Below are 20,243 nucleotides of genomic sequence, written 5' to 3'. Positions count from 1 at the left end.
TTCTCCCCCCGTTTGTCCGGTTCGGCTGTCTGAAAAGTCCGGTCAGAAGCTTGGCGGCGAGCTGACCCATATGAGAGCTGCTCCACCTTTGCTGGAGAGATAGTGCTGTTTATCTGCTGTGTAGTAGAAGGATTCCCCTTTTTTTGCTTTGTAGGTTTTTTTGCCCAGATGGATGGATACGCTTCCCTGGAGGATATATCCGAATTCTTCTCCCTCATGGGGGGTATCGGGGCAGGTGGAGCCTCCAGGCTTCAAGGTTAAAAGAATAGGCTCCATGGTGTTTTTCTGAGCATTTGGAATGATCCATTTGATCTCGTTGCTGTATTCAGGATCTACTTTTTCAAAGTAATCCTGCCTGCCGAATACGATCTGCTCCTCCGGCTCCTCGTTGAAGAACTCCCCAATGGTCGTACCCAGGCACTGGAGGATGTCCAGAAGAGTGGCGATGGAGGGAGAGGTCAGATTGCGCTCCAGCTGAGAGATAAATCCCTTGGAAAGCTCCGAGCGGTCGGCCAGTTCCTCCTGAGTCAGCCCTTTTAAGACACGAAGCTCCTTGAGTTTGTTTCCGATATCCATATGATTCCTCCCGGCATGGTTATCCCGTCCTGCGGGATGGCGGCTTTGCGGGACGGGATGTGAAAACTGCTATAAGTTATACAAAAAGTTTACAAATACTAACCCAATATATAAATAACTAAAAAGTTTAGTAATAATAAACAAGGGCGAGTTTCATTATACCGTAAATAAATCCTGTGTCAATACCTTTTCTTAAACTTAAGAGTTAACAAATAAAGAAAACTATGATATGATAAGTTTTGATTGATTCGGACTGAACATACAGATCCGATCCGAGAGGATATATTTAATTTCAGGAGGTAAATACAGGTATGAGCGGCAGATATATGGCATATGTGGGATCTTATTCCTATACCGGGAAAGCAAAGGGGATCACTGTATTTGACGTAGATGTAGAAAATGGAATTTTCAGGGAGCGCTGTGAGATGGAAGTGAATAACTCTTCTTATGTAATTGCCTCCAGCGACGGAAAGACGCTGTATTCCATTGCAGATGAGGGTGTAGTGTCCTTCCGCATCCTTCAAAACGGTGCTCTTGCAAGATTAAACAGCGCCCCCATTCGGGGAATGAGGGGCTGCCATCTGTGCAGCGATGCAGAGGACAAGTATGTATTTGTTTCCGGCTACCACGATGGAAAAACCACCGTTTTAAGCCTGAATGAGGACGGTTCTGTAGGTGAAATCGTAGACGGCGTATTCGACAAGGGATACGGCAGCGTGGCAGAGAGAAACTTCCGTCCCCATGTGACCTGTACCCGCCGGATGCCTGACAACAAATACGTTCTCAGTGTGGACAACGGAGTGGATCAGGTTAAGATCTACCGCTTTAATAATAAGGATCAGAAGCTGATCCAGGTGGACGCCATCCGCTGTGATCTGGAATCAGCGCCCAGACATTTTCGTTTCAGCAGGGATGGCCGTTTCCTCTATCTGATGTATGAATTGAAAAATGTGATCGACGTGTTTACCTATGAAACAGGAGAGAGAGCGCCTGTAATCGAGAAGATCCAGACCATTTCCACGACATCCACCAGGAATCCAGGCAACCTCACCGCAGCCTGCGCGATGCGTATGTCCCAGGATGAAAAATACCTCTACTGCACCAATGCCGGGGAAAATACGGTGAGCGTCTACCGCAGGGATGAGGAAACCGGGCTTTTAGACATGATCTGCTGCCTGCCTGTAAGCGGAGAGTACCCCAAAGACGTGGCTGTTTTCCCGGATGGACGGCATATTGCTTCTATTAACCATGACAGCGGCACGATCTCATTCTTTAAGATTGACTACGAGAAGGGACTTCTTGTAATGAGCGGCAGAAGCATCCAGGTCAATGAGCCCAACTGCTGCGCTATTGTAAAGATTGGAGACTAAACATGGCAGGTTCGATTTATGGAACACTCTTTTGTGTCAGCACCTGGGGAGAGTCCCACGGAAAGGGGATCGGCGTGGTCATTGACGGCTGCCCTGCCGGTTTGCCCTTAGACGAGGAAGATATTCAGAAATATTTAGACCGGAGAAAACCGGGACAGAGCCGTTTTACTACGGCCCGTCAGGAGGGAGACCGGGTGGAAATCCTTTCCGGCGTATTTGAAGGAAGAACCACCGGAACTCCCATTGCCCTGGAGGTGCGAAACACAGACCAGAGATCCCGTGATTACGGTAATCTTATGGACGTATACCGTCCGGGTCACGCGGACTTTACCTTTGATGAAAAATACGGTTTCAGAGACTACAGAGGCGGCGGCCGCTCCTCAGGCCGGGAGACCATCGCCAGAGTAGCGGCGGGAGCCGTGGCGTCCAGGCTGTTAGAGCGCCTGGGCGTGAAGGTTCAGGCTTATACCTGTTCCATCGGCCCGGTTTCCATTGACCGTGCCAGGATGGATATCTCCAAAATGTGGCAGAATCGCCTCTATATGCCCGATGAAACTGCGGCAAAAGAGGCGGAAAGCTATCTGGACGATATGATGGCGCGAAAAGACTCCTGCGGCGGCGTGGTAGAGTGCGTTATTGAGGGGCTTCCGGCAGGAGTGGGAGAGCCGGTGTTTGACAAGCTGGATGCCGGACTTGCCAGAGCCATGCTGTCCATAGGCGCGGTAAAGGGCTTTGAACTTGGAGACGGCTTTGAGGCGGCCCGTTCCCTTGGATCCCGCAACAATGACGGCTTTTATATAAATGAGGATGGAACGGCCAAAAAGCGCACGAACCATTCCGGCGGAACTCTGGGAGGCATGAGCGATTCTGCGCCTGTGGTGATGCGTGCGGCCTTTAAGCCTACCCCTTCCATTGCGCAGCCCCAGCGCACCGTGGATCGTTTTGGAAGGGAAAAGGAGATCGAAATCAGGGGACGCCACGACCCCATTATCGTTCCGCGGGCCGTGGTGGTGGTAGAGGCTATGGCTGCTTTGACAGCGGCGGATCTGCTTTTGCTGTCCATGACCTCCCGACTGGATCGGATAGAAGAATTTTTTGGAAAAAAGGAGAAATAAATGATGAAGATCGCAATGGGAAACGACCATTCAGCTATTGAGCTTAAGAACATTATCAGGGAATTTGTAGAGGAAAAGGGCTATGAGGTCATTGACTTTGGTACCAACTCCACAGAAAGCTGTGACTATCCTGTATATGGCGAGAAGGTAGGCCGCGCCGTAGTTTCCGGCGAGGCAGATCTGGGAATCGTGATCTGCGGCACCGGAGTAGGTATTTCTCTGGCAGCCAACAAGGTAAAGGGAGTGCGCGCCTGCGTATGCAGCGAACCCTACAGCGCCAGACTTTCCCGTATGCACAACAACAGCAACGTCCTGGCTTTCGGGGCGAGAGTCGTAGGCAGTGAACTGGCAAAGATGATCACGGAAGAATGGCTGAACGCTGAATTTGAGGGCGGACGCCATGAGAGACGGGTAAATATGCTTATGGAGATCGAAAACAGGTAAAATCTTCAAATAAGGTATAGACAAAGCAGTATATTTATTATAAAATAAAATTAAATCCTCGATAATTATTAGAATCACTAATATTATCAGGAAGGGAACGTACGGTACAAATTACGATTTGTTCGGACTGAAAGGGAGTAAAACGCTTATAGGATATCTGAAAGCTGTTTGCTCCCTTTCTTTTACGGTTTGGGTGCTGGAACATCTGCGAAAAAGGAGGCTGAAGATGAAGGAACTTCTGAGAATGGAGGGCATCACGAAAAAATTCGGCGAAGCCTATGCCAACCGGAATATCAACCTGTCTATTGAAGAGGGAGAGGTTCACACTCTTTTGGGTGAAAACGGGGCTGGAAAGAGTACGCTGATGAACATTTTGATCGGTCTGTATCAGCCTACGTCCGGAACCATCTGGCTGAACGGTAAGAGGGTTCGGATCGATTCACCGAAAACAGCGGTGAAAATGGGGATCGGAATGGTTCATCAGCACTTTATGCTCATAGAGGCTATGACGGTGTTTGAAAATATCATTCTGGGAACCAAGAAGGATCGCTCCATTTTCATCAAAAAAGATGAACTTCGCAAAGAGATCATGGAGCTGTCTGAGAAATATGGGCTGGAGGTTGAGCTGGACAAGACCGTCTCGGAGATCTCCGTAGGAGCCCAGCAGAGGGTAGAGATCTTAAAGGCTCTTTACCGGGGGGCAAAGCTTTTAATTCTGGACGAACCCACAGCGGCGCTTACGGATCAGGAGGTAGAAGGCCTGTTTGCCATTATCCGCAGGCTGACTGGTGAAAATAAGTCTGTGATCTTCATTTCCCACAAGATGCGCGAGGTGATGGCGATCAGCGACCGCATTACCATTTTGCGGGCCGGCGAGACGATAGAGACATTGAGGCGGGAGGATACCAACGCAGCCCAACTGGCAAACCTGATGATCGGCCATGAGATGACGGTAAGCCGGTATCAAAAGGTGACAAAGACAGAGGAGACGGTTCTTCGCCTGGATCATGTAGACTACCATAAGGAGCATAAGCACAGCGGGTTAAACGACGTCAGCTTTTCCATTGGGAAAGGGGAGATCCTTGGAATCGCAGGTGTGGACGGGAACGGGCAGTCCCAGCTGGCACAGCTTGTGACGGGGGTGATCGCTCCGGATTCTGGCGAGGTGGATCTGAAATCCAAAAAAGTAGCCCAGTTTATTCCAAATGGCTTTATCCTGTCCCATGTATCCCATGTTCCTGAGGACAGAAACAAGATGGGACTGGTGGGAAATATGACCGTAGAAGAAAATCTGGTGCTCAAATCTACGGAGGATCCAAGATTTTCCTGCGGAAAGGGTGCATTTTTAAAGAAAAAGGCCATTCGTGAGTTTGCTCTTGCACTGCAGAAAAAAAACGATATCCGGTGTTCATCCATTGAACAGGAGGCCAGAAACCTTTCCGGTGGAAATCAGCAGAAGATCATCCTTGCCCGTGAGCTGGAAAATCATCCGGAGCTTCTGGTTGCGGTTCATCCCACCAGAGGGCTGGATATCGGCGCGTCCCAGTATGTCCACGATACTATGATCGAGGCAAGGGATAAGGGCTGCGGGATCCTTCTGATCAGTGCGGATTTTGACGAGGTATTAAAGCTGTCGGATCGTATTATCGTTATGTTTGAGGGAAAAGTAATGGGAATCTATTCAGGCGAAAATCCGCCCATTGAAGAGATCTCTCTGGCCATGGCGGGAAAGGAGGAGTAGGAACATGAAGATAAAAGACAATCTTGTGAAGATCCTGGTTCCTGTGCTTGCTATCCTGGTCGCTTTTGCGGCGGGTGGGATCATCATGCTGTGTATGGGAAAAAATCCCTTTCAGGCATACGGCTTTCTGTTTTCCGGCGCGTTCGGAAGCACAAGGAAGATCGCTCAGACCCTTGTGATTGCCTGTCCTCTGATTTTTACCGGTCTTGCGGCGTCCTTTGCCTATAAATGCGGCGTATTTAATCTGGGCGGCGAAGGGCAGTTTATCATGGGTGCTGTGACCAGCATCTTTGTATCTGCCAAACTGGGAGATGCGGGGGTATTCGGCCTGCTTTTAAGCCTGGCGGCCGGAACCGCAGCCGGAGGTCTCTGGGGGGCGATTCCCGGTATCCTTAAGATCACACGGGGGCTTAATGAGATCATTGTCAGCATCATGCTCAACTATGTAGCCACCTTGTTTATGGGTTATGTCTACACAACGCTTTTAAGAGACGGAAGCGTGCCGCAGACGGTGGCAGTGGCTGACAGCATGAAAATTGCCAATATTTCCAAGGGTTTTCCGGTTCACTGGGGAATAGTGGCAGCTATCCTGCTGGCAGCTGCGCTCTATTACTTTATCTTTAACACGTCCAAAGGCTTTAAGCTGCGGGCAGTGGGGATGAATTCGACGGCGGCATTTTTCAATGGTTTCCCGGTCAATCAATACATCCTGTTTTCCTTTATCGTCTCCGGTGCTATCGCCGGACTGGGAGGAAGCATTGAGCTTCACGGAAAGCAGCTGCGCCTGATGAGCGGGTTTGGAGCAGGCTTTGGCTTTGACGGAGTGGCCATTGCGCTGATTGCCCAGCTGAATCCCATCGGTACGGCGGTTGTGGCGTTTATCTTTGCGGTGCTGCGCAAGGGCGCCAGCACACTGCAGACGGGTATGCAGGTGCCAACCTCGGTGGTAGATATTATCCAGGCGCTTGTGATCATTTTTGCAGTGGCAGGAACGGCGCTTTTGAGACTTCCCGCAGTTAAGCAGTTTATTATCAATCATTCACAGAAAAAGGAGGTACGGGGCTGATGTCATCATTTTTCACTGCAAATTTCCTTGTGGAGCTGCTGCTTTCAGCGGTGCGTATGGCGACGCCCATCCTTCTGGTGGCGCTGGCGGAAACCTATTCAGAGCGCGCGGGCATGGTAAATATCGGTCTGGATGGAATCATGTCCATCGGAGCTTTAGTGGGCTTTCTGGTGGGGTATCGAACCGGAAGCCCATGGGCGGGAATCCTGGCAGGGGCAGCCGCCGGTATCCTGGTAAATATGATCTATGCGTTCTGTACAATTACTCTCTGCGCAGAGCAGACCGTGTACGGAATGGCGATCAATATTTTTGCGCCTGCCCTTGCGTCTTTCATCTACAGACTGTCATTTTCAGATACCTCCACACTGATCCAGGGAGTTTCCATGGAAGCGTTTCCTATCCCGGTGCTCAGCCAGATTCCGGTGCTGGGAAACATCCTTTTTAATCAGAGTATTCTGGTGTATGCGGCTTACCTGATGGTGCCTGTTACCTCTGTCTTTTTAAACAAAACCAGGGCGGGACTGAATTTTAAGGCAGTGGGAGAGTTCCCCAAGGCTGCGGAGACCCTGGGCATCCATGTTGTATTTCAGAAATACATAGCCTGTATCCTGTGCGGAGCCATGGCAGGGATCGGAGGCGCTTATCTGACGATCTGCTATACCAGCACCTATTCTGAGGGAATCGTGGCAGGAAGAGGATTTATTGCGCTGTCTGCGGTGATTTTCGGGCGCTGGATGCCTTCCGGCGTGCTGATGGCCTGTCTGCTCTTTGGTTTCTGCGACGCCCTTCAGATTCGCCTGCAGCTGATCAGTCCATCCACGCCGTACCAGATCCTGCAGATGATACCATATCTTTGCACTCTGTTCGTACTGGCCTTTTTCGGTATCAAAAAGAGCGGGCCAAAGGCGAACGGGCAGCCCTATTACAGAGAGGAACGGTAATTGCAGAGAAGCTCTGCATCCGTTAAAATATGTACTCAAGGAGGAAATTATTATGAGAAAATCAAACACGAAGGCAGTTTCACTGATCATGACAGTGGCTCTTGCAGCAGTCAGCCTGTCTGCCTGCGGCGGCTCCGGTTCAGGGGAAAAGGAAACCCAGACGACAGCGGCAAAGGCCGGAAGCGAGGCCGCAGATAAGGGAACGGAAAGCGCCGATAAAAAGGAGGGCGGCTACAAGGTAGCAATGATTTGTGATTCCTCTGTTTCAGACGGAGGATGGGGAGCAAGCTGCTATCAGGCCATGGTAGACGCGGCAGAAGAGATGGGATGGGAGACCGTTTATACGGACAACATCGCCACCTCCGACTATGCAACCGTTATGACTGATTATGCAGAACTGGGATATGATCTGATCTTTGCGCCGGGAAATCAGTACACCGATGCGGTAAAGCAGGTTGCAAGCGAGTACCCAGAGATCCATTTTGCCCTGTTAAACGGAACGGTAGAGACAGAAAACATTGAGTCCATCCTTCCGGATGCGGATCAGATCGGCTACATGGCAGGCGCTTTGGCCGGACTGATGACAAAGACCAACAACATCGGCTTTATCGGCGGAATGGAGCTGGATACCACAAAGGCAAAGGTAAGCTGCTATGAGAAGGCAGCCCAGAAGGTAAATCCGCAAGTAAAGGTATCCTCCGCCTACGCAGGCTCTTTCAGCGATACAGCGAAAGGAAAGGAAATCGCCGCTTCTATGGTAAGCACCTATGACGTAGACGTAATGTTCGGTGATGCTTCCGCAGTGGATACGGGCGCAAGGGAGGCTCTTGCAGGCCTGGAGGGCAGATATGACATCGGACAGCCCGGAAATCTGGGCTCTGCAGACGATAAAGTGATCATCTGCTCTGTAGTAACAGACAACGCAGCCCTTGTAAAGGCCTGCATGGAGACCGTAGAGGACGGAACCTTTGGAAATAAGACTGTATACGGCGACCTGAGCAACGGCTGTCTGAGCGTGGGAACCTTCTCCAGCCTGGTGCCGGAGGATGTTCAGAAGCAGTATCTGGAGTATGTAGAGCAGATTAAGGCAGGAACCTTCTTAGAATAAGAGAAAATAAAACAGCAGAAAAACCGGCCCCGGCTGCGCCTTTTACAGACGCGTCCGGGGCCTTTGCGCGTGAAAGAGCCGGGCGGAGCATGGACAGATTTTTGCCGATTTGGCTTTACAAAGGCGGGAGAGATGTTTAAGATAAAAGAAGGGTTTTTCTCTTGCAAAGGGCATTAAGGAAGATGTCCCATACTGAAAAGTTACAAAACAAATAAGAAAGAGGTGCAGCAGCCATGACAAATGAGAGAGAAATGAAAATAATTGAAGATTCCGTCCGCATCATCCGTGAAAAGACAGATTTTGAGCCTGAGATCGGGATGATCCTGGGCAGCGGGCTGGGAGATTACGCAGACAAGATCGAGGATCCGGTAAGAATTTCCTACCATGATATCCCGGACTTCCCCGTATCTACAGTGGCAGGCCATGCAGGACAGTTTGTAATGGGAACCTGTATGGGAAAGAAGGTAATCGCCATGCAGGGAAGAGTACACTATTACGAAGGATACAGCCAGAGACTGATCACGCTGCCGATCCGTATTATGAAACGTCTGGGAGTGAAAAAAATCCTTCTCACCAATGCGGCAGGCGGAGTAAACCGCGCCTATGAGCCGGGTACGCTGATGATCATCAGGGATCATATCAACTATTCAGGTTCCAATCCCCTTACAGGCCCTAATTTTGAGAAAGACGGCCCCCGTTTCCCGGATATGAGCTGCGTATATGATGCCGGTTTCAGAAAGAGCCTGAAGGAAAAGGCAGAGCAGAAGGGAATCCATCTGGAGGAAGGCGTATATATGATGTTCTCCGGCCCCAACTATGAGACGCCGGCAGAGGTCCGCATGGCGGGTATTCTTGGAGCAGACGCGGTGGGAATGTCTACGGTGCCGGAAGCCATTGTCTGCGGCCACTGCAAAATCCCGGTATTGGGAATCTCCTGCGTTACAAATCCCGGAGCCGGAATTTTAGATCAGCCCCTGAACCATAAAGAGGTGGTGGAGACAGCAGCCAGAGTGAAGGCAACCTTTGAAGAGGTTGTGGATCTGGTATTACAGGAAGTGTTCTAAGTAAAAGGAGATAAAAATGCCGGATTCCAGCATTTTGATTAAACCATCTTCGGGAATGTGCAATATGCACTGCGAATACTGCTTTTATTGCGATGAGAGCCGGAAAAGGACACAGGAATCCTACGGTTTTATGTCGGAGGATACGTTAAGGCAGGTGATCCGCAGAACCATGATCCACGCAGACCGGCAGGTCAGCTATGCCTATCAGGGAGGGGAACCGGCCTTAAGAGGACTGGATTTTTTCAAAAAGGCGGCAGAATTTCAGAGAAAGTACAACCGCAGAGGGATCCAGGTACATAATGGGTTTCAGACCAATGGAGGGCTTTTGGACAGAGAATGGTGCAGGTTCTTTGCGGAGGAACATTTTCTGGTAGGCCTGTCTATTGATGGAACGCGGGAAATCCATGATGCGTACCGTCACAGTAAGGATGGCGGCGGAACCTATGATGTGGTATTGAAAGCGGCGGAACTCCTGGATGCATACGGCGTGGAGTATAATATCCTTACCGTTGTAACCGGGAAAATGGCACAGCAGGCGGAAAACGTTTATAAGGAATACAGACGAAGAGGCTGGAAATATCAGCAGTATATTGCCTGCCTGGATCCTCTGGGTGAAGGCCATCAAAAGACAGAATATGCTCTGTCCCCCCAGCAGTACGGCATATTTCTTACACAGCTGTTTGAACTCTGGTATAGAGACTGGAGAAAAAACAGACAGCCCTATATTCGCCAGTTTGAAAATTATATAGGGCTGCTTAAGGGATATTATCCTGAGGCCTGCGACCAGAGGGGCGAGTGCGGTATCCAGTATGTGACAGAGGCTGACGGAGGTGTCTATCCCTGTGATTTTTATGTGTTGGATAAATACAGGCTGGGAAATTTTAACGAAAATACACTGGAGGAGATAGACAGGAAACGCCATGAGATCGGTTTTGTAAAGCGGTCTCACCGTCTGGATCCCCAGTGCCGGGAATGTCCGTATTTTTCTCTGTGCCGCGGCGGCTGCAGGCGCAGCCGGGATACCGATTTGCCGGGTGGATATGACAGGAATTATTTTTGTGAGGGATATAAGATATTTTTTAAAAACTGCCTTGAAAAGATGAAGGATGTGGCGGGGACAGTGTAGATAAACATTTCATAATGCAATAAATTGGACTGGTTAAAAATATTCAAAATGGATATTTTAATCAGTCCAATTTTATGGTACAATGCGGGAAACGAGTGACAGTGCAATGATAAGGAGGAACGGTTTATGAAGGCAGTATCTGTAAAAAAACTGGTATTCGCGGCATTGTTTGCAGCTCTTATCTGTGTTTCGACGATATCCATCCGTATCCCCACTCCCGGTACCGGCGGCTATATCCATCCGGGAGACGCAGCGGTGATTCTGGCAGGAGTATTTTTAGACCCGGCAACGGCCTTTCTGGCAGCAGGGATCGGCTCCTGTATGGCAGATCTGTCAGGCGGATATTTTATCTATGTGCCGATTACATTTTTTATCAAGGGGTTTGTGGCATGGGGCACCGGACTGGTGTACAGAAGGGCGATCTCTAAGGGAAAAAGCAGAAAAATAGCCGTCGTGCTGGGAGGAGTTATAGATATCTTCCTGGTAGCGCTGGGGTATTTTATCTGTGAGACCATCCTGTATGGATCAGGGGCCTCCCTGGCAAGCGTCCCCTCTAATCTGTTACAGGGAACAGGCGGCCTTGTGATAGCAGAAGTTCTGTACCCCCTGTTGGAACGGCCTTTGGGGATTGTTGCAGAATGGGACGCAGAGGGGACGGAAGTCTGAGAAAGAGGATGAAGAGATGTTGAAAACTGAAACAAACAAGTAAAATAAAAATTCTTGACAGTTCCCCCTGGACGTGATAGCATTATTTATCAGTAAGGGAGTAGTCAGCGCAGTTTGACCGGATGTAGGAAACCGGAAAACCGTGTAGCGAAGTCAACAGCATCGGAGCGTGTCCGTGGCTTGGTTTTAAATGGCGAGACTTATCGGAAGCCTGTTTCACACATGGAAAGTGGCTCTGGTAAGTCTCGCTTTTTGTTACAAAGACGGAACCTGCCCGGATTTTTACCGGGTCAGATGTATAACGGATGGCCGTGCCGGGCATGATGACAAAGACGCTCCTGAGGGTACATCAATGCGGGCTTACTGTGAAAAATGGTAGCGCGCCAATATCAAAGGAGGAAGAAGCAATGAAAGAGTACCTGTCCAGTATTCAGGATGTGCTGAATGAGAAGAAAACCTCAGAAGAGGGTCTTTCCTCACAGGAGGCGGCCAGCCGCCTGGAAAAATTCGGTCACAACAAGCTGAAAGAGGGAAAAAAGGATTCCCTGTTAAAGAGATTTCTCGATGAACTGGCAGATCCCATGATCATTATTCTGATCGTGGCGGCGGTTATTTCCGGAATTACCGCTTACTATGAGGGTGAATCATTTACAGATGTTATCATCATCATGGCGGTAGTTGTGATCAATGCTGTTTTGGGTGTTGTTCAGGAGAGCAAGGCAGAGGCAGCCATCGCAGCTTTGCAGGAAATCGCAGCAGCCACCAGTAAGGTTATGCGTGACGGAAAACTCGTGACATTAAAGAGCGAAGAGCTGGTTCCGGGCGATGTAGTGATCTTAGAGGCAGGTGATTCCGTTCCGGCTGACGGACGTATCATCGAGTGCGCCAGCATGAAGATCGAGGAAGCGGCTCTGACCGGTGAGTCTGTTCCGGTTGACAAGATCATCCAGGTGTTAAATCTGGGCGGTGAGAAGGACGTTCCCTTAGGCGACCGCAAGAACATGGTTTACATGGGCTCCACCGTAGTTTACGGCCGCGGCAAGGCAGTGATCACAGCTACCGGTATGGATACGGAAATGGGTAAGATTGCTGACGCTCTGGCTCAGGCAAAGGATGAGGAGACACCTCTCCAGATCAAGTTAAACCAGTTGAGCAAGTTCCTGACCGTCCTGGTTGTGGGAATCTGCGTGGTTATTTTCGCTGTGGGCCTGCTGCGCGCGCAGGGAAGCTCTGGCGGCATCACAGGCGACACCATTTTAAGTACCTTTATGGTAGCCGTTTCTCTGGCTGTAGCTGCTATTCCTGAGGGCCTGGCAGCCGTTGTTACCATTGTTCTTTCCATCGGCGTTACCAATATGTCAAAGAGAAACGCCATTATCCGTAAGCTGACAGCGGTAGAGACCCTGGGATGTACTCAGATTATCTGTTCCGATAAGACAGGTACTCTGACTCAGAATAAGATGACGGTAGTGGAGCACGTTGCAGATGATGAGAAGATGCTGGAGATCGCCATGGCGCTCTGTTCCGACGCTTCCTTAAGCCCAGACAGCGGCGAGGCAGTAGGAGAGCCTACGGAGTGCGCGCTGGTAAATGATGCTGCAAAGAACGGACTTCCGAAGGATCAGCTGGAGAGTGAATATGTCCGCGTGGCAGAGGCTCCTTTCGATTCCATGCGTAAGATGATGACTACCATCCACAAGACGGCGGACGGCAGCTTCATTCAGTTTACAAAGGGCGCTCCTGACGAGGTATTAAAGCGCTGCACCAGAGCCTATATCGGCGGTCAGGCTGTGGAAATGACTGAAGAGATCCGCAGTTCCATCTTAAAGAGCAACAAGGCAATGGCAGATAAGGCGCTGCGCGTGCTCTGCGGTTCCATGAGAGAGTGGAAGGTACTTCCAGAAAATACAGATGCTTCTAATCTGGAGCAGGATCTGATCTATCTGGGTCTGTCCGGTATGATCGACCCTGTCCGTCCTGAGGTAAAGGCTGCAATCGTTGAATGCCGTGAAGCAGGCATCCGCCCCATCATGATCACCGGCGACCACAAGGATACAGCTGTGGCGATCGCTAAGGAGCTGGGAATCATTGAGGACGCCAGCCAGGCGATCACAGGCGCACAGTTAAACGAGATCAGTGATGAACAGTTTAAGACAGATATTGAGAAATACTCCGTTTATGCCCGCGTACAGCCGGAGCATAAGGTACGTATCGTCAATGCATGGAAGGCTAAGGGCCGTATTACAGCGATGACGGGCGACGGTGTAAATGATGCTCCTTCCATCAAGAGCGCTGATATCGGCGTGGGAATGGGTATCACAGGTACGGACGTTACAAAGAACGTAGCGGATATGGTACTGGCAGACGATAACTTTGCAACCATCGTATCTGCAGTAGAAGAGGGCCGCCGTATTTACGCAAATATCCGTAAGGCGATCCAGTTCCTTCTGGCATCCAATCTGGCAGAGGTGCTTGCAATCTTCTTCGCAACCCTGATCGGCTTTACGATTCTGGAACCGGTGCATCTGCTGTGGATTAACCTGATCACAGACTGTTTCCCGGCGCTGGCTCTTGGTATGGAAAAGAGCGAGGCTGATATCATGAAGCAGGCTCCAAGAGATCCAAGAGAAGGTATCTTTGCCGGCGGTATGGGCTTTGACGTATTCTTCCAGGGCTTCGTGGTTACGGTGCTTGTTATGATCTCCTACATTGTAGGTCATTACATCGAAAGCGGCGTATGGGAGTTTGTAAACAGCCCGGATGGAACTACCATGGCATTCCTGACCCTGTCCATGGTAGAGATCTGCCACTCTCTGAACATGAGAAGCCGCAGAGGCTCTATCTTTACAATGAAAACAGGAAATGCGTTCCTTTACGGCGCTATGATCGTTTCTCTGGTTCTTACTACTGCCGTAATCGAAGTACCATTCCTTGCAAAGGCATTTGAGTTTACTCCAATTGATCTTCACGAGTATGCGATTGCACTGGGACTGGCTGTAATGATCATTCCTATCATGGAAGTTGTGAAGTTTATACAGAGAAAGCTTGGAGTATAAACATTCCGGATAAAATAACAGATGATATAGTAAAAGGCCCTGGCCTGCGAAAATGTATCCGCAGGCCAGGGCCTTTTTTCATAATGTGTCAGAAGATATATACTGACAGAAAGAACCGCAAAAAAATACCCCAGGCAAATATGTATTGCTGCCGGGGGTATTTTTGTGAAATGAAGCAATATGGAGAGCGCTTTATATAATGTCAGGAATTAACCAAAGTATTTGTCCAGCAGACCCTTAAATGCTCTGCCGTGACGGGCCTCATCCTTAGCCATTTCATGAACAGTATCATGGATAGCATCAAGGTTAGCAGCCTTGGCTCTCTTAGCCAGGTCAAACTTACCTGCGGTTGCTCCGTTCTCAGCGGCGACTCTCATCTCCAGGTTCTTCTTTGTGGAGGAGGTAACAACCTCGCCTAAGAGCTCAGCGAACTTGGAAGCGTGCTCAGCCTCTTCGTAGGCAGCCTTCTCCCAGTACAGGCCTATCTCAGGATAGCCTTCTCTGTGAGCAACTCTGGCCATAGCCAGATACATACCAACCTCGGTGCACTCGCCCTCGAAATTTGCTCTTAAGTCAGCCATGATATCCTCAGGAGACCCCTGAGCTACGCCAACCTCATGCTCACAGGCCCAAGCCATCTCATCAGAAGCCTGCTCTTTGAACTTAGAAGCGGGAACGCCGCACTGAGGACATTTCTCAGGAGCCTGCTCTCCCTCATAAACATAACCGCAAACTGTACAAACCCATTTCTTCATAGTAGTGATCTCCTTTTCATTTTATAGTGTGGGTGCCGGGGAAGGCCCGGCGCCCATTCGATTGTCAAAATCAATAATAGTAACGATTACTGATATCAATATAAATGATTTATGCTGATTTGTCAATAGTTTTTTAAAAAAATTTTATAACTACTATTTTGCTGCCCTAAGTTACTGTGAATCCAGTTAAAAAAACTTGACAAATACTGCTAAAAATGTCATTTTAGAAAGCAGGTGAATCTATAACAGTGCTGTCGCTATATGGCATTGGGCATTGCAGCCTCGTGGTGATAATCAGGCGGGAGTTATTTATGGCTGTATGGATTGTGAGGATTTTAGAGTACAGCGGATGTGTTATAATCACTTGTATGCCGAAAAAGGAGGAATATGGATGGAGAACGTGACTAAAAAGGAGTTTTTTGCAAAATACGCAAGCAAGGAAAGCAAAGACAATATAAAATCTGCTGCAATATTTAGTTATATATGCGCCGCGATCTCTGTTGCACTTGGCCTGTATACACACAACTATAGCATGATGTTTGATGTTGTGCTGGTTATAGGCTTTGGCCTTGGAATTCAATTTGCCAGAAGCCGGGTATGCGCTGTATTGATGTTGGTTTACAGCATTCTTAATGTGATTTATATGGTAATGAGTATAGGAAGGATTGCCGGATGGTGGCTGATTCTCATAGGAATTTACGCTGTAAAGGGTACATTTAATCTAAATAAAGAATATAAGAGGTTTTTAAAGGACGGTACAATTCCTGAGAATACTAAGCGATAAGGCTTTAAAAAGTAAGTTAGGTCAGAGAGGATATAGAGCAGACGTAAGGACAGCCCCCCAAAATTGGATTTGAGGGGGCTGTCCTTCCATATATAAAAGAGATTTATAAATATCGTTCAAAGAATTCCTGTGCAGTATTTATGCGTATATCTTCGCCGCCTCCATGCTCCAATCCAGAAAGAATTTCAAGACAAACAGACAGTCCATTAGCTTCGAGATTTGCTTTGAGGCTCTTCATCCGTTCCAAGCGATTGGAACCATAGGGGGAATCACCGATAAATGCTGTATCCCGTTCGCCAACTGTAATCTGCACCGGAATTTTGCATATCTTTTCCAGATCAGGGTCCTTATCAAAATATACTTTGAAATCCCGAATTCCCCAAAAGTAATCTTCATTAGAATTAAGGAAAGTGGGGCGTCCCGGCGCTCCGATAGAAACAGCTTTCAGCCGTTCCGGGTGCACAAAAAGGAATCGGTTTACAAACTGTCCGCCGCCGGAATGTCCGAATAGAAAGAAACGGTCTGTTTCCAGTCCTGGATAGCGTTTTTTCATATCCTCTATCATAGATAAAAGAATCTGATCGTAGCGGATCCCATCGCAGGACAGAAGCTTGTAGCTGTTAAAATCATCATGGTCAATAAGACCTCCGGGAAATACGGGGGCAAGGATTGCAACGTGCTGTTTATCAGCCAGAGTTCGGGCCGATCTGATATATTCCTCTATTCCGCAGCCGGTTCCGTGTATGATGACAAGCAGCTGATAATGGGGATCTGGTTCGTCATAATAACAGTCGGGCAGGTGAACCCAATAGTGAAAACGGGGATCGCTTGGACAATGCCAGAGCATATTGAGGTATGCATTTCCAAACAGATTTTTTTTCATTTCCTGTGTCAGGTCAGCAGACAGAGAAGTTTTTTTAGGCATTTTATGTACCTCCTGGTAATAAAGTGTAATTTTGCAGTAAAGCAAGATGGATTATGTATTCAGCATACCAAACATGGCGCTGGCTATGACCAGCATGATAGCCCCTCCGATTCGGGACGAAATTTGAGCAAAAGACATAAGTTCCATTCGGTGGCTGGCTCCCAGGATCTGAACATCCCCGGCCCCTCCGCCTCCGGCCATATCTAAACCGGCAGTGATGGCAATTTCTACAGGGTAAAAGCCAAAAAGAACGCCAACCAGCACTGCACCTGCTACAGCGCCTACAACACAGGCTATGATCATAACAACATTGGCAAAGGTAAAAGCGCCGGCAAATTCAGTCAGATCCGTTCCGATTCCTACAGTAACCATGAGAGGCAGAGACATATATTTAGTAAAAAATGTCTGCATTCCCCGTGCTCCGGCTCGAATTTCAGCAGGAATCAGTCCAAGTGCATTTAATATCGCAGCGAATATTACCATAAATGCAAATTTGTGTATGGTGAATCCAAGTCCGGCATGATTGATAATAGATAGTTTGGAGGCATAAAAATCGGCAAATATAAAGAGGCAGAGACCAAGAGCGAAGCCGGAGGCATACTCGCCAATTCCGATCTTGATTTCTGTGGGGGCATCAGCACCGGTAATGCTTTTCTTTTTCATCATAGTTCCATTGCCAGTCAGTGATGGATATTTTTGCCCCATACGATCAAGAAAGGCAGCAGATACAACGGCAGCCAGATTTCCAAGGGACATTACAGCAAACGCTGGAGCATACCATGATTCAGGAGCATTACCAGTCATTTCACCCCACATTTTACTCATGGGAATGCATCCGGCCCCATTTCCGCCTCCCATAATGGGAAGGGCTACATTGACTAAGCCAAGAAGAGGATCCTCTCCAAGGATCAGAGCTGCAGCGGCGGTGAACAGAAATGATACAGAGATTGATCCCAGAATAGCTGGAATAAAACCTGCAAAGGCTTTTAAAAGCAATTTTCGGTCGATTGACAGGATGGCTCCAGTGATCAGTACGAGAATATACAGATCGAGGAAACCTACGGTGTTATTGAAACTGTTTAGTGTTTCAACTACAGAGTCGGGAAGAATGTGAAAGGTGGAAAGGGCCCCGGTGGCCAGACAGGTGAGAAACATTCCTCCTCCCAGCCAGTTATTCCAGATAGGAATTCGGTCGCCGATCCAACCTATGAATGCGCCCCAGATCATTGCAAAGCCCAATGCGCCAACCATATTTCCCAACATACCGCCTGAAAGCGCAATCGCCATAACTCCCGCAAAGAGAACCAGAAAGCCGGGGAGCGGAAATCCTAACAATTTAATGGATTTTACTTTTTCCATAATGAATACCTTCCTGCTATTTGTTTTAAAATGAATAGTGAAAATGTTATAATAATTTAAAATTACCGGTAAAATTTATAGAATAATTATAGATAAATATGATCAAAAAGACAACAAAACAGAAGATGGGGGGATATTCCTGCTGAGACGGGCAATATAACAATAAGGAATATATTAAAAGAAAAATAATGATTCAGGACAAGGGGTCTCCTTGAATGCTTTTCGCCATTTGGGAAGCGTCGAAGGTTCCCATGATGTGAAAACAGGCGCAAAGAAAATACCGCCCAAACTGCAATGGGCAGTTTAAGCGGTTATGCAAAATAGTCCAGAGGCTATTCCTGTTTGCTATGGGTATGAAAACGTCGGTCTATCAGAAAACGCCAAAAAAGTTCGGCATTTTCTGATAGGGCACGTCCTTTTTTTCTCGCAATGACAATGTAACGGTACAGATTGCTGCCGCGTATGGTACAGAATACAGCATCGGAGGAGAGAGAAATCCTGGATACGGTAATTGCGGGAAGAAGAGCAATACCAGCGCCCCCGGCCGCTATAGAATACCGGGTATCCACATAATCGACCCGCAAACTTTGAGCGGGGATAATCTGGTATTTACTTAAAAATGCACACTCAGCATGGTAAAGACTATGATTAGGAGTGGAGAGAATAAAGGTAAGCCGGTGCTCCTGCAGTTCCAGGGGATCAAGCATCAGGGGGGTGGACAGGCTGTTTCCGGAAAGCTCTTTCCCCTGGAGAAGGATATTATTCCGGGGAACAACAAGAAGGAGCGGATCCTCTTCCAAAGGCATATATTCCAGTTGGTTTGAAATAACCGGATCTGTATAGACTGCAAGATCGGCAGTTTCATCTTCAAGAGCAGCTTCACATTCATTGGCACTGACGTTCATATACTCCAGCTGAATCCCTTGATAATGGCAGAGAAATGAGGCGGTAGAAGGCCCGATATAAGTGCCTCCGCGAGGAGTCGTTGCAACTGTAACAACAGCGGATTTGGATGGATCGAGAAGACGGAGTTTATTTGTCAGTTCATTCTCCAATTTTACATACCGGTCTGCAAATTCCACAAATAGTTCTCCAGCTGATGTAAGTGATAAGGGGGTTTTGGTGCGGTCGAATAGTTTGAAGCCTAATTGCGTTTCCAAACGGCTGATCTGTTTCGTCAGGGCTGGCTGAGAAATATATAGTCTTCGTGCTGCCGCAGAGATACTTTTACATTCGGCCACGGTTGTGATGTAGCGGTACATATTTGTATCCATTTATTTACCCCCATATACGTTTTAGAAACTTTAGTACATAAATAAAATACCAGGATTAAAAGGTAAAAGGCATGAATCAAAGCGGTTTCCCCTTTTCTGATCCTGGAGTATGGTTATTTCATAATAAGGATAGTATAACATACGTTTTGAGACTTTACAATTGAGCAGGATATATCTGATGCAAAAAGAACCATCGACTGAATATAGCCGATGGTTCTTTATTAGAAACTTTTAATCTACATTATGCCTTTGCGATCAGTAAATACTGTCTGTTCCGTTCCAGGAATTAGCCAAAGTATCTCTCCAGCAGACCCTTAAATGCTCTGCCGTGACGGGCCTCATCCTTAGCCATCTCATGAACAGTATCATGGATAGCGTCAAGGTTAGCAGCCTTGGCTCTCTTAGCCAGGTCAAACTTTCCTTCAGTTGCACCATTCTCAGCGGCAACTCTCATCTCCAGGTTCTTCTTTGTGGAGGAGGTAACAACCTCGCCTAAGAGCTCAGCGAACTTGGAAGCGTGCTCAGCCTCTTCGTAAGCAGCCTTCTCCCAGTACAGGCCTATCTCAGGATAGCCTTCTCTGTGAGCAACTCTGGCCATAGCCAGATACATACCAACCTCGGTGCACTCGCCCTCGAAATTTGCTCTTAAGTCAGCCATGATATCCTCAGGAGACCCCTGAGCTACGCCAACCTCATGCTCACAGGCCCAAGCCATCTCATCAGAAGCCTGCTCTTTGAACTTAGAAGCGGGAACGCCGCACTGAGGACATTTCTCAGGAGCCTGCTCTCCCTCATAAACATAACCGCAAACTGTACAAACCCATTTCTTCATAGTAGTGATCTCCTTTTCATTTTATAGTGTGGGTGCCGGGG

At 48.3% G+C, this 20,243-nt stretch carries 18 protein-coding genes; 12 read left to right on the top strand and 6 right to left on the bottom strand.

Annotation, left to right across the window (positions count from 1 at the left end):
• Nucleotides 1–42: 42 nt before the first annotated feature.
• Nucleotides 43–576 carry a helix-turn-helix domain-containing protein gene (locus tag HW447_RS09970; RefSeq protein ID WP_176255151.1) on the bottom strand — a complete coding sequence of 178 codons (534 nt, stop codon included), beginning with the start codon at nucleotides 574–576 and terminating at the stop codon, nucleotides 43–45.
• Nucleotides 577–887: 311 nt separating this feature from the next.
• On the opposite strand from HW447_RS09970, the gene HW447_RS09965 reads away from it, so the two are divergent.
• The 11 genes from HW447_RS09965 (at nucleotide 888) to HW447_RS09915 (ending at nucleotide 14,273) form a co-directional block, all read left to right on the top strand.
• A complete protein-coding gene (locus HW447_RS09965; protein WP_176255150.1) occupies nucleotides 888–1,946 on the top strand; it encodes a lactonase family protein in 1,059 nt (352 codons plus the stop codon).
• 2 nt (nucleotides 1,947–1,948) lie between these two features.
• On the top strand, nucleotides 1,949–3,061 hold the full coding sequence (aroC, locus tag HW447_RS09960; RefSeq protein ID WP_176255149.1) for a chorismate synthase: 1,113 nt from the start codon (nucleotides 1,949–1,951) through the stop codon (nucleotides 3,059–3,061).
• Between the two features lie 3 nt (nucleotides 3,062–3,064).
• Nucleotides 3,065–3,505 carry a ribose 5-phosphate isomerase B gene (gene rpiB / locus HW447_RS09955; protein ID WP_279285681.1) on the top strand — a complete coding sequence of 147 codons (441 nt, stop codon included), beginning with the start codon at nucleotides 3,065–3,067 and terminating at the stop codon, nucleotides 3,503–3,505.
• 226 nt (nucleotides 3,506–3,731) lie between these two features.
• Nucleotides 3,732–5,246 (top strand): ABC transporter ATP-binding protein, encoded by a 1,515-nt coding sequence (locus HW447_RS09950; RefSeq protein ID WP_176255147.1) that lies wholly within the window; start codon nucleotides 3,732–3,734, stop codon nucleotides 5,244–5,246.
• A gap of 4 nt (nucleotides 5,247–5,250) precedes the next feature.
• A complete protein-coding gene (locus HW447_RS09945; protein ID WP_176255146.1) occupies nucleotides 5,251–6,312 on the top strand; it encodes an ABC transporter permease in 1,062 nt (353 codons plus the stop codon).
• On the top strand, nucleotides 6,312–7,253 hold the full coding sequence (locus HW447_RS09940) for an ABC transporter permease (RefSeq protein ID WP_176255145.1): 942 nt from the start codon (nucleotides 6,312–6,314) through the stop codon (nucleotides 7,251–7,253). The genes HW447_RS09945 and HW447_RS09940 overlap by 1 nt, the downstream gene beginning before the upstream one ends.
• 52 nt (nucleotides 7,254–7,305) lie before the next feature.
• Nucleotides 7,306–8,361, top strand: coding sequence for a BMP family protein (locus HW447_RS09935; protein WP_176255144.1), 1,056 nt, complete (start codon nucleotides 7,306–7,308; stop codon nucleotides 8,359–8,361).
• 233 nt (nucleotides 8,362–8,594) lie between these two features.
• The gene (locus HW447_RS09930; protein ID WP_176255143.1) at nucleotides 8,595–9,425 is read left to right on the top strand and encodes a purine-nucleoside phosphorylase; all 831 of its coding nucleotides are present in this window, start codon (nucleotides 8,595–8,597) and stop codon (nucleotides 9,423–9,425) included.
• A 16-nt stretch (nucleotides 9,426–9,441) separates the two neighbouring features.
• A complete protein-coding gene (locus tag HW447_RS09925; RefSeq protein WP_176255142.1) occupies nucleotides 9,442–10,551 on the top strand; it encodes an anaerobic sulfatase maturase in 1,110 nt (369 codons plus the stop codon).
• 126 nt (nucleotides 10,552–10,677) lie between these two features.
• Complete coding sequence (locus HW447_RS09920) at nucleotides 10,678–11,217, top strand: ECF transporter S component (protein ID WP_176255141.1); 540 nt, start codon at nucleotides 10,678–10,680, stop codon at nucleotides 11,215–11,217.
• A gap of 407 nt (nucleotides 11,218–11,624) precedes the next feature.
• Nucleotides 11,625–14,273, top strand: coding sequence for a cation-translocating P-type ATPase (locus HW447_RS09915; protein ID WP_176255140.1), 2,649 nt, complete (start codon nucleotides 11,625–11,627; stop codon nucleotides 14,271–14,273).
• A 209-nt stretch (nucleotides 14,274–14,482) separates the two neighbouring features.
• Here HW447_RS09915 and HW447_RS09910 read toward each other — a convergent pair whose 3' ends face one another.
• Complete coding sequence (locus tag HW447_RS09910) at nucleotides 14,483–15,028, bottom strand: NADH peroxidase (protein ID WP_176255139.1); 546 nt, start codon at nucleotides 15,026–15,028, stop codon at nucleotides 14,483–14,485.
• A gap of 391 nt (nucleotides 15,029–15,419) precedes the next feature.
• Between HW447_RS09910 and HW447_RS09905 the strand changes: the two genes are divergently transcribed.
• The gene (locus HW447_RS09905; protein WP_176255138.1) at nucleotides 15,420–15,812 is read left to right on the top strand and encodes a hypothetical protein; all 393 of its coding nucleotides are present in this window, start codon (nucleotides 15,420–15,422) and stop codon (nucleotides 15,810–15,812) included.
• Nucleotides 15,813–15,915: 103 nt separating this feature from the next.
• Here HW447_RS09905 and HW447_RS09900 read toward each other — a convergent pair whose 3' ends face one another.
• From HW447_RS09900 to HW447_RS09885, 4 genes are all read right to left on the bottom strand, one after another.
• Complete coding sequence (locus HW447_RS09900) at nucleotides 15,916–16,737, bottom strand: alpha/beta hydrolase family protein (RefSeq protein ID WP_176255137.1); 822 nt, start codon at nucleotides 16,735–16,737, stop codon at nucleotides 15,916–15,918.
• 51 nt (nucleotides 16,738–16,788) lie between these two features.
• Complete coding sequence (locus tag HW447_RS09895; protein ID WP_176255136.1) at nucleotides 16,789–18,096, bottom strand: 2-hydroxycarboxylate transporter family protein; 1,308 nt, start codon at nucleotides 18,094–18,096, stop codon at nucleotides 16,789–16,791.
• Between the two features lie 332 nt (nucleotides 18,097–18,428).
• Entirely contained in the window at nucleotides 18,429–19,370 is a 942-nt protein-coding gene (locus tag HW447_RS09890) for a LysR family transcriptional regulator (RefSeq protein ID WP_176255135.1), read from the bottom strand.
• Nucleotides 19,371–19,656: 286 nt separating this feature from the next.
• Entirely contained in the window at nucleotides 19,657–20,202 is a 546-nt protein-coding gene (locus HW447_RS09885; RefSeq protein ID WP_176255134.1) for an NADH peroxidase, read from the bottom strand.
• Nucleotides 20,203–20,243: the final 41 nt, after the last annotated feature.

The sequence above is a fragment of the Enterocloster alcoholdehydrogenati genome (genome assembly GCF_013282095.1).
Lineage (GTDB): Bacteria > Bacillota > Clostridia > Lachnospirales > Lachnospiraceae > Enterocloster > Enterocloster alcoholdehydrogenati.
The sequence above is the reverse complement of the archived record's forward strand: the minus strand, read 5'-3'. Positions and strand labels throughout refer to the sequence as shown.

Excerpts from the sequence above, each read along its gene's own strand:
- HW447_RS09970 (WP_176255151.1), bottom strand. The coding sequence starts at position 576 with ATGGATATCGGAAACAAACTCAAGGAGCTTCGTGTCTTAAAAGGGCTG.
- HW447_RS09965 (WP_176255150.1), top strand. The coding sequence starts at position 888 with ATGAGCGGCAGATATATGGCATATGTGGGATCTTATTCCTATACCGGG.
- aroC (WP_176255149.1), top strand. The coding sequence starts at position 1,949 with ATGGCAGGTTCGATTTATGGAACACTCTTTTGTGTCAGCACCTGGGGA.
- rpiB (WP_279285681.1), top strand. The coding sequence starts at position 3,065 with ATGAAGATCGCAATGGGAAACGACCATTCAGCTATTGAGCTTAAGAAC.
- HW447_RS09950 (WP_176255147.1), top strand. The coding sequence starts at position 3,732 with ATGAAGGAACTTCTGAGAATGGAGGGCATCACGAAAAAATTCGGCGAA.
- HW447_RS09945 (WP_176255146.1), top strand. The coding sequence starts at position 5,251 with ATGAAGATAAAAGACAATCTTGTGAAGATCCTGGTTCCTGTGCTTGCT.
- HW447_RS09940 (WP_176255145.1), top strand. The coding sequence starts at position 6,312 with ATGTCATCATTTTTCACTGCAAATTTCCTTGTGGAGCTGCTGCTTTCA.
- HW447_RS09935 (WP_176255144.1), top strand. The coding sequence starts at position 7,306 with ATGAGAAAATCAAACACGAAGGCAGTTTCACTGATCATGACAGTGGCT.
- HW447_RS09930 (WP_176255143.1), top strand. The coding sequence starts at position 8,595 with ATGACAAATGAGAGAGAAATGAAAATAATTGAAGATTCCGTCCGCATC.
- HW447_RS09925 (WP_176255142.1), top strand. The coding sequence starts at position 9,442 with ATGCCGGATTCCAGCATTTTGATTAAACCATCTTCGGGAATGTGCAAT.
- HW447_RS09920 (WP_176255141.1), top strand. The coding sequence starts at position 10,678 with ATGAAGGCAGTATCTGTAAAAAAACTGGTATTCGCGGCATTGTTTGCA.
- HW447_RS09915 (WP_176255140.1), top strand. The coding sequence starts at position 11,625 with ATGAAAGAGTACCTGTCCAGTATTCAGGATGTGCTGAATGAGAAGAAA.
- HW447_RS09910 (WP_176255139.1), bottom strand. The coding sequence starts at position 15,028 with ATGAAGAAATGGGTTTGTACAGTTTGCGGTTATGTTTATGAGGGAGAG.
- HW447_RS09905 (WP_176255138.1), top strand. The coding sequence starts at position 15,420 with ATGGAGAACGTGACTAAAAAGGAGTTTTTTGCAAAATACGCAAGCAAG.
- HW447_RS09900 (WP_176255137.1), bottom strand. The coding sequence starts at position 16,737 with ATGCCTAAAAAAACTTCTCTGTCTGCTGACCTGACACAGGAAATGAAA.
- HW447_RS09895 (WP_176255136.1), bottom strand. The coding sequence starts at position 18,096 with ATGGAAAAAGTAAAATCCATTAAATTGTTAGGATTTCCGCTCCCCGGC.
- HW447_RS09890 (WP_176255135.1), bottom strand. The coding sequence starts at position 19,370 with ATGGATACAAATATGTACCGCTACATCACAACCGTGGCCGAATGTAAA.
- HW447_RS09885 (WP_176255134.1), bottom strand. The coding sequence starts at position 20,202 with ATGAAGAAATGGGTTTGTACAGTTTGCGGTTATGTTTATGAGGGAGAG.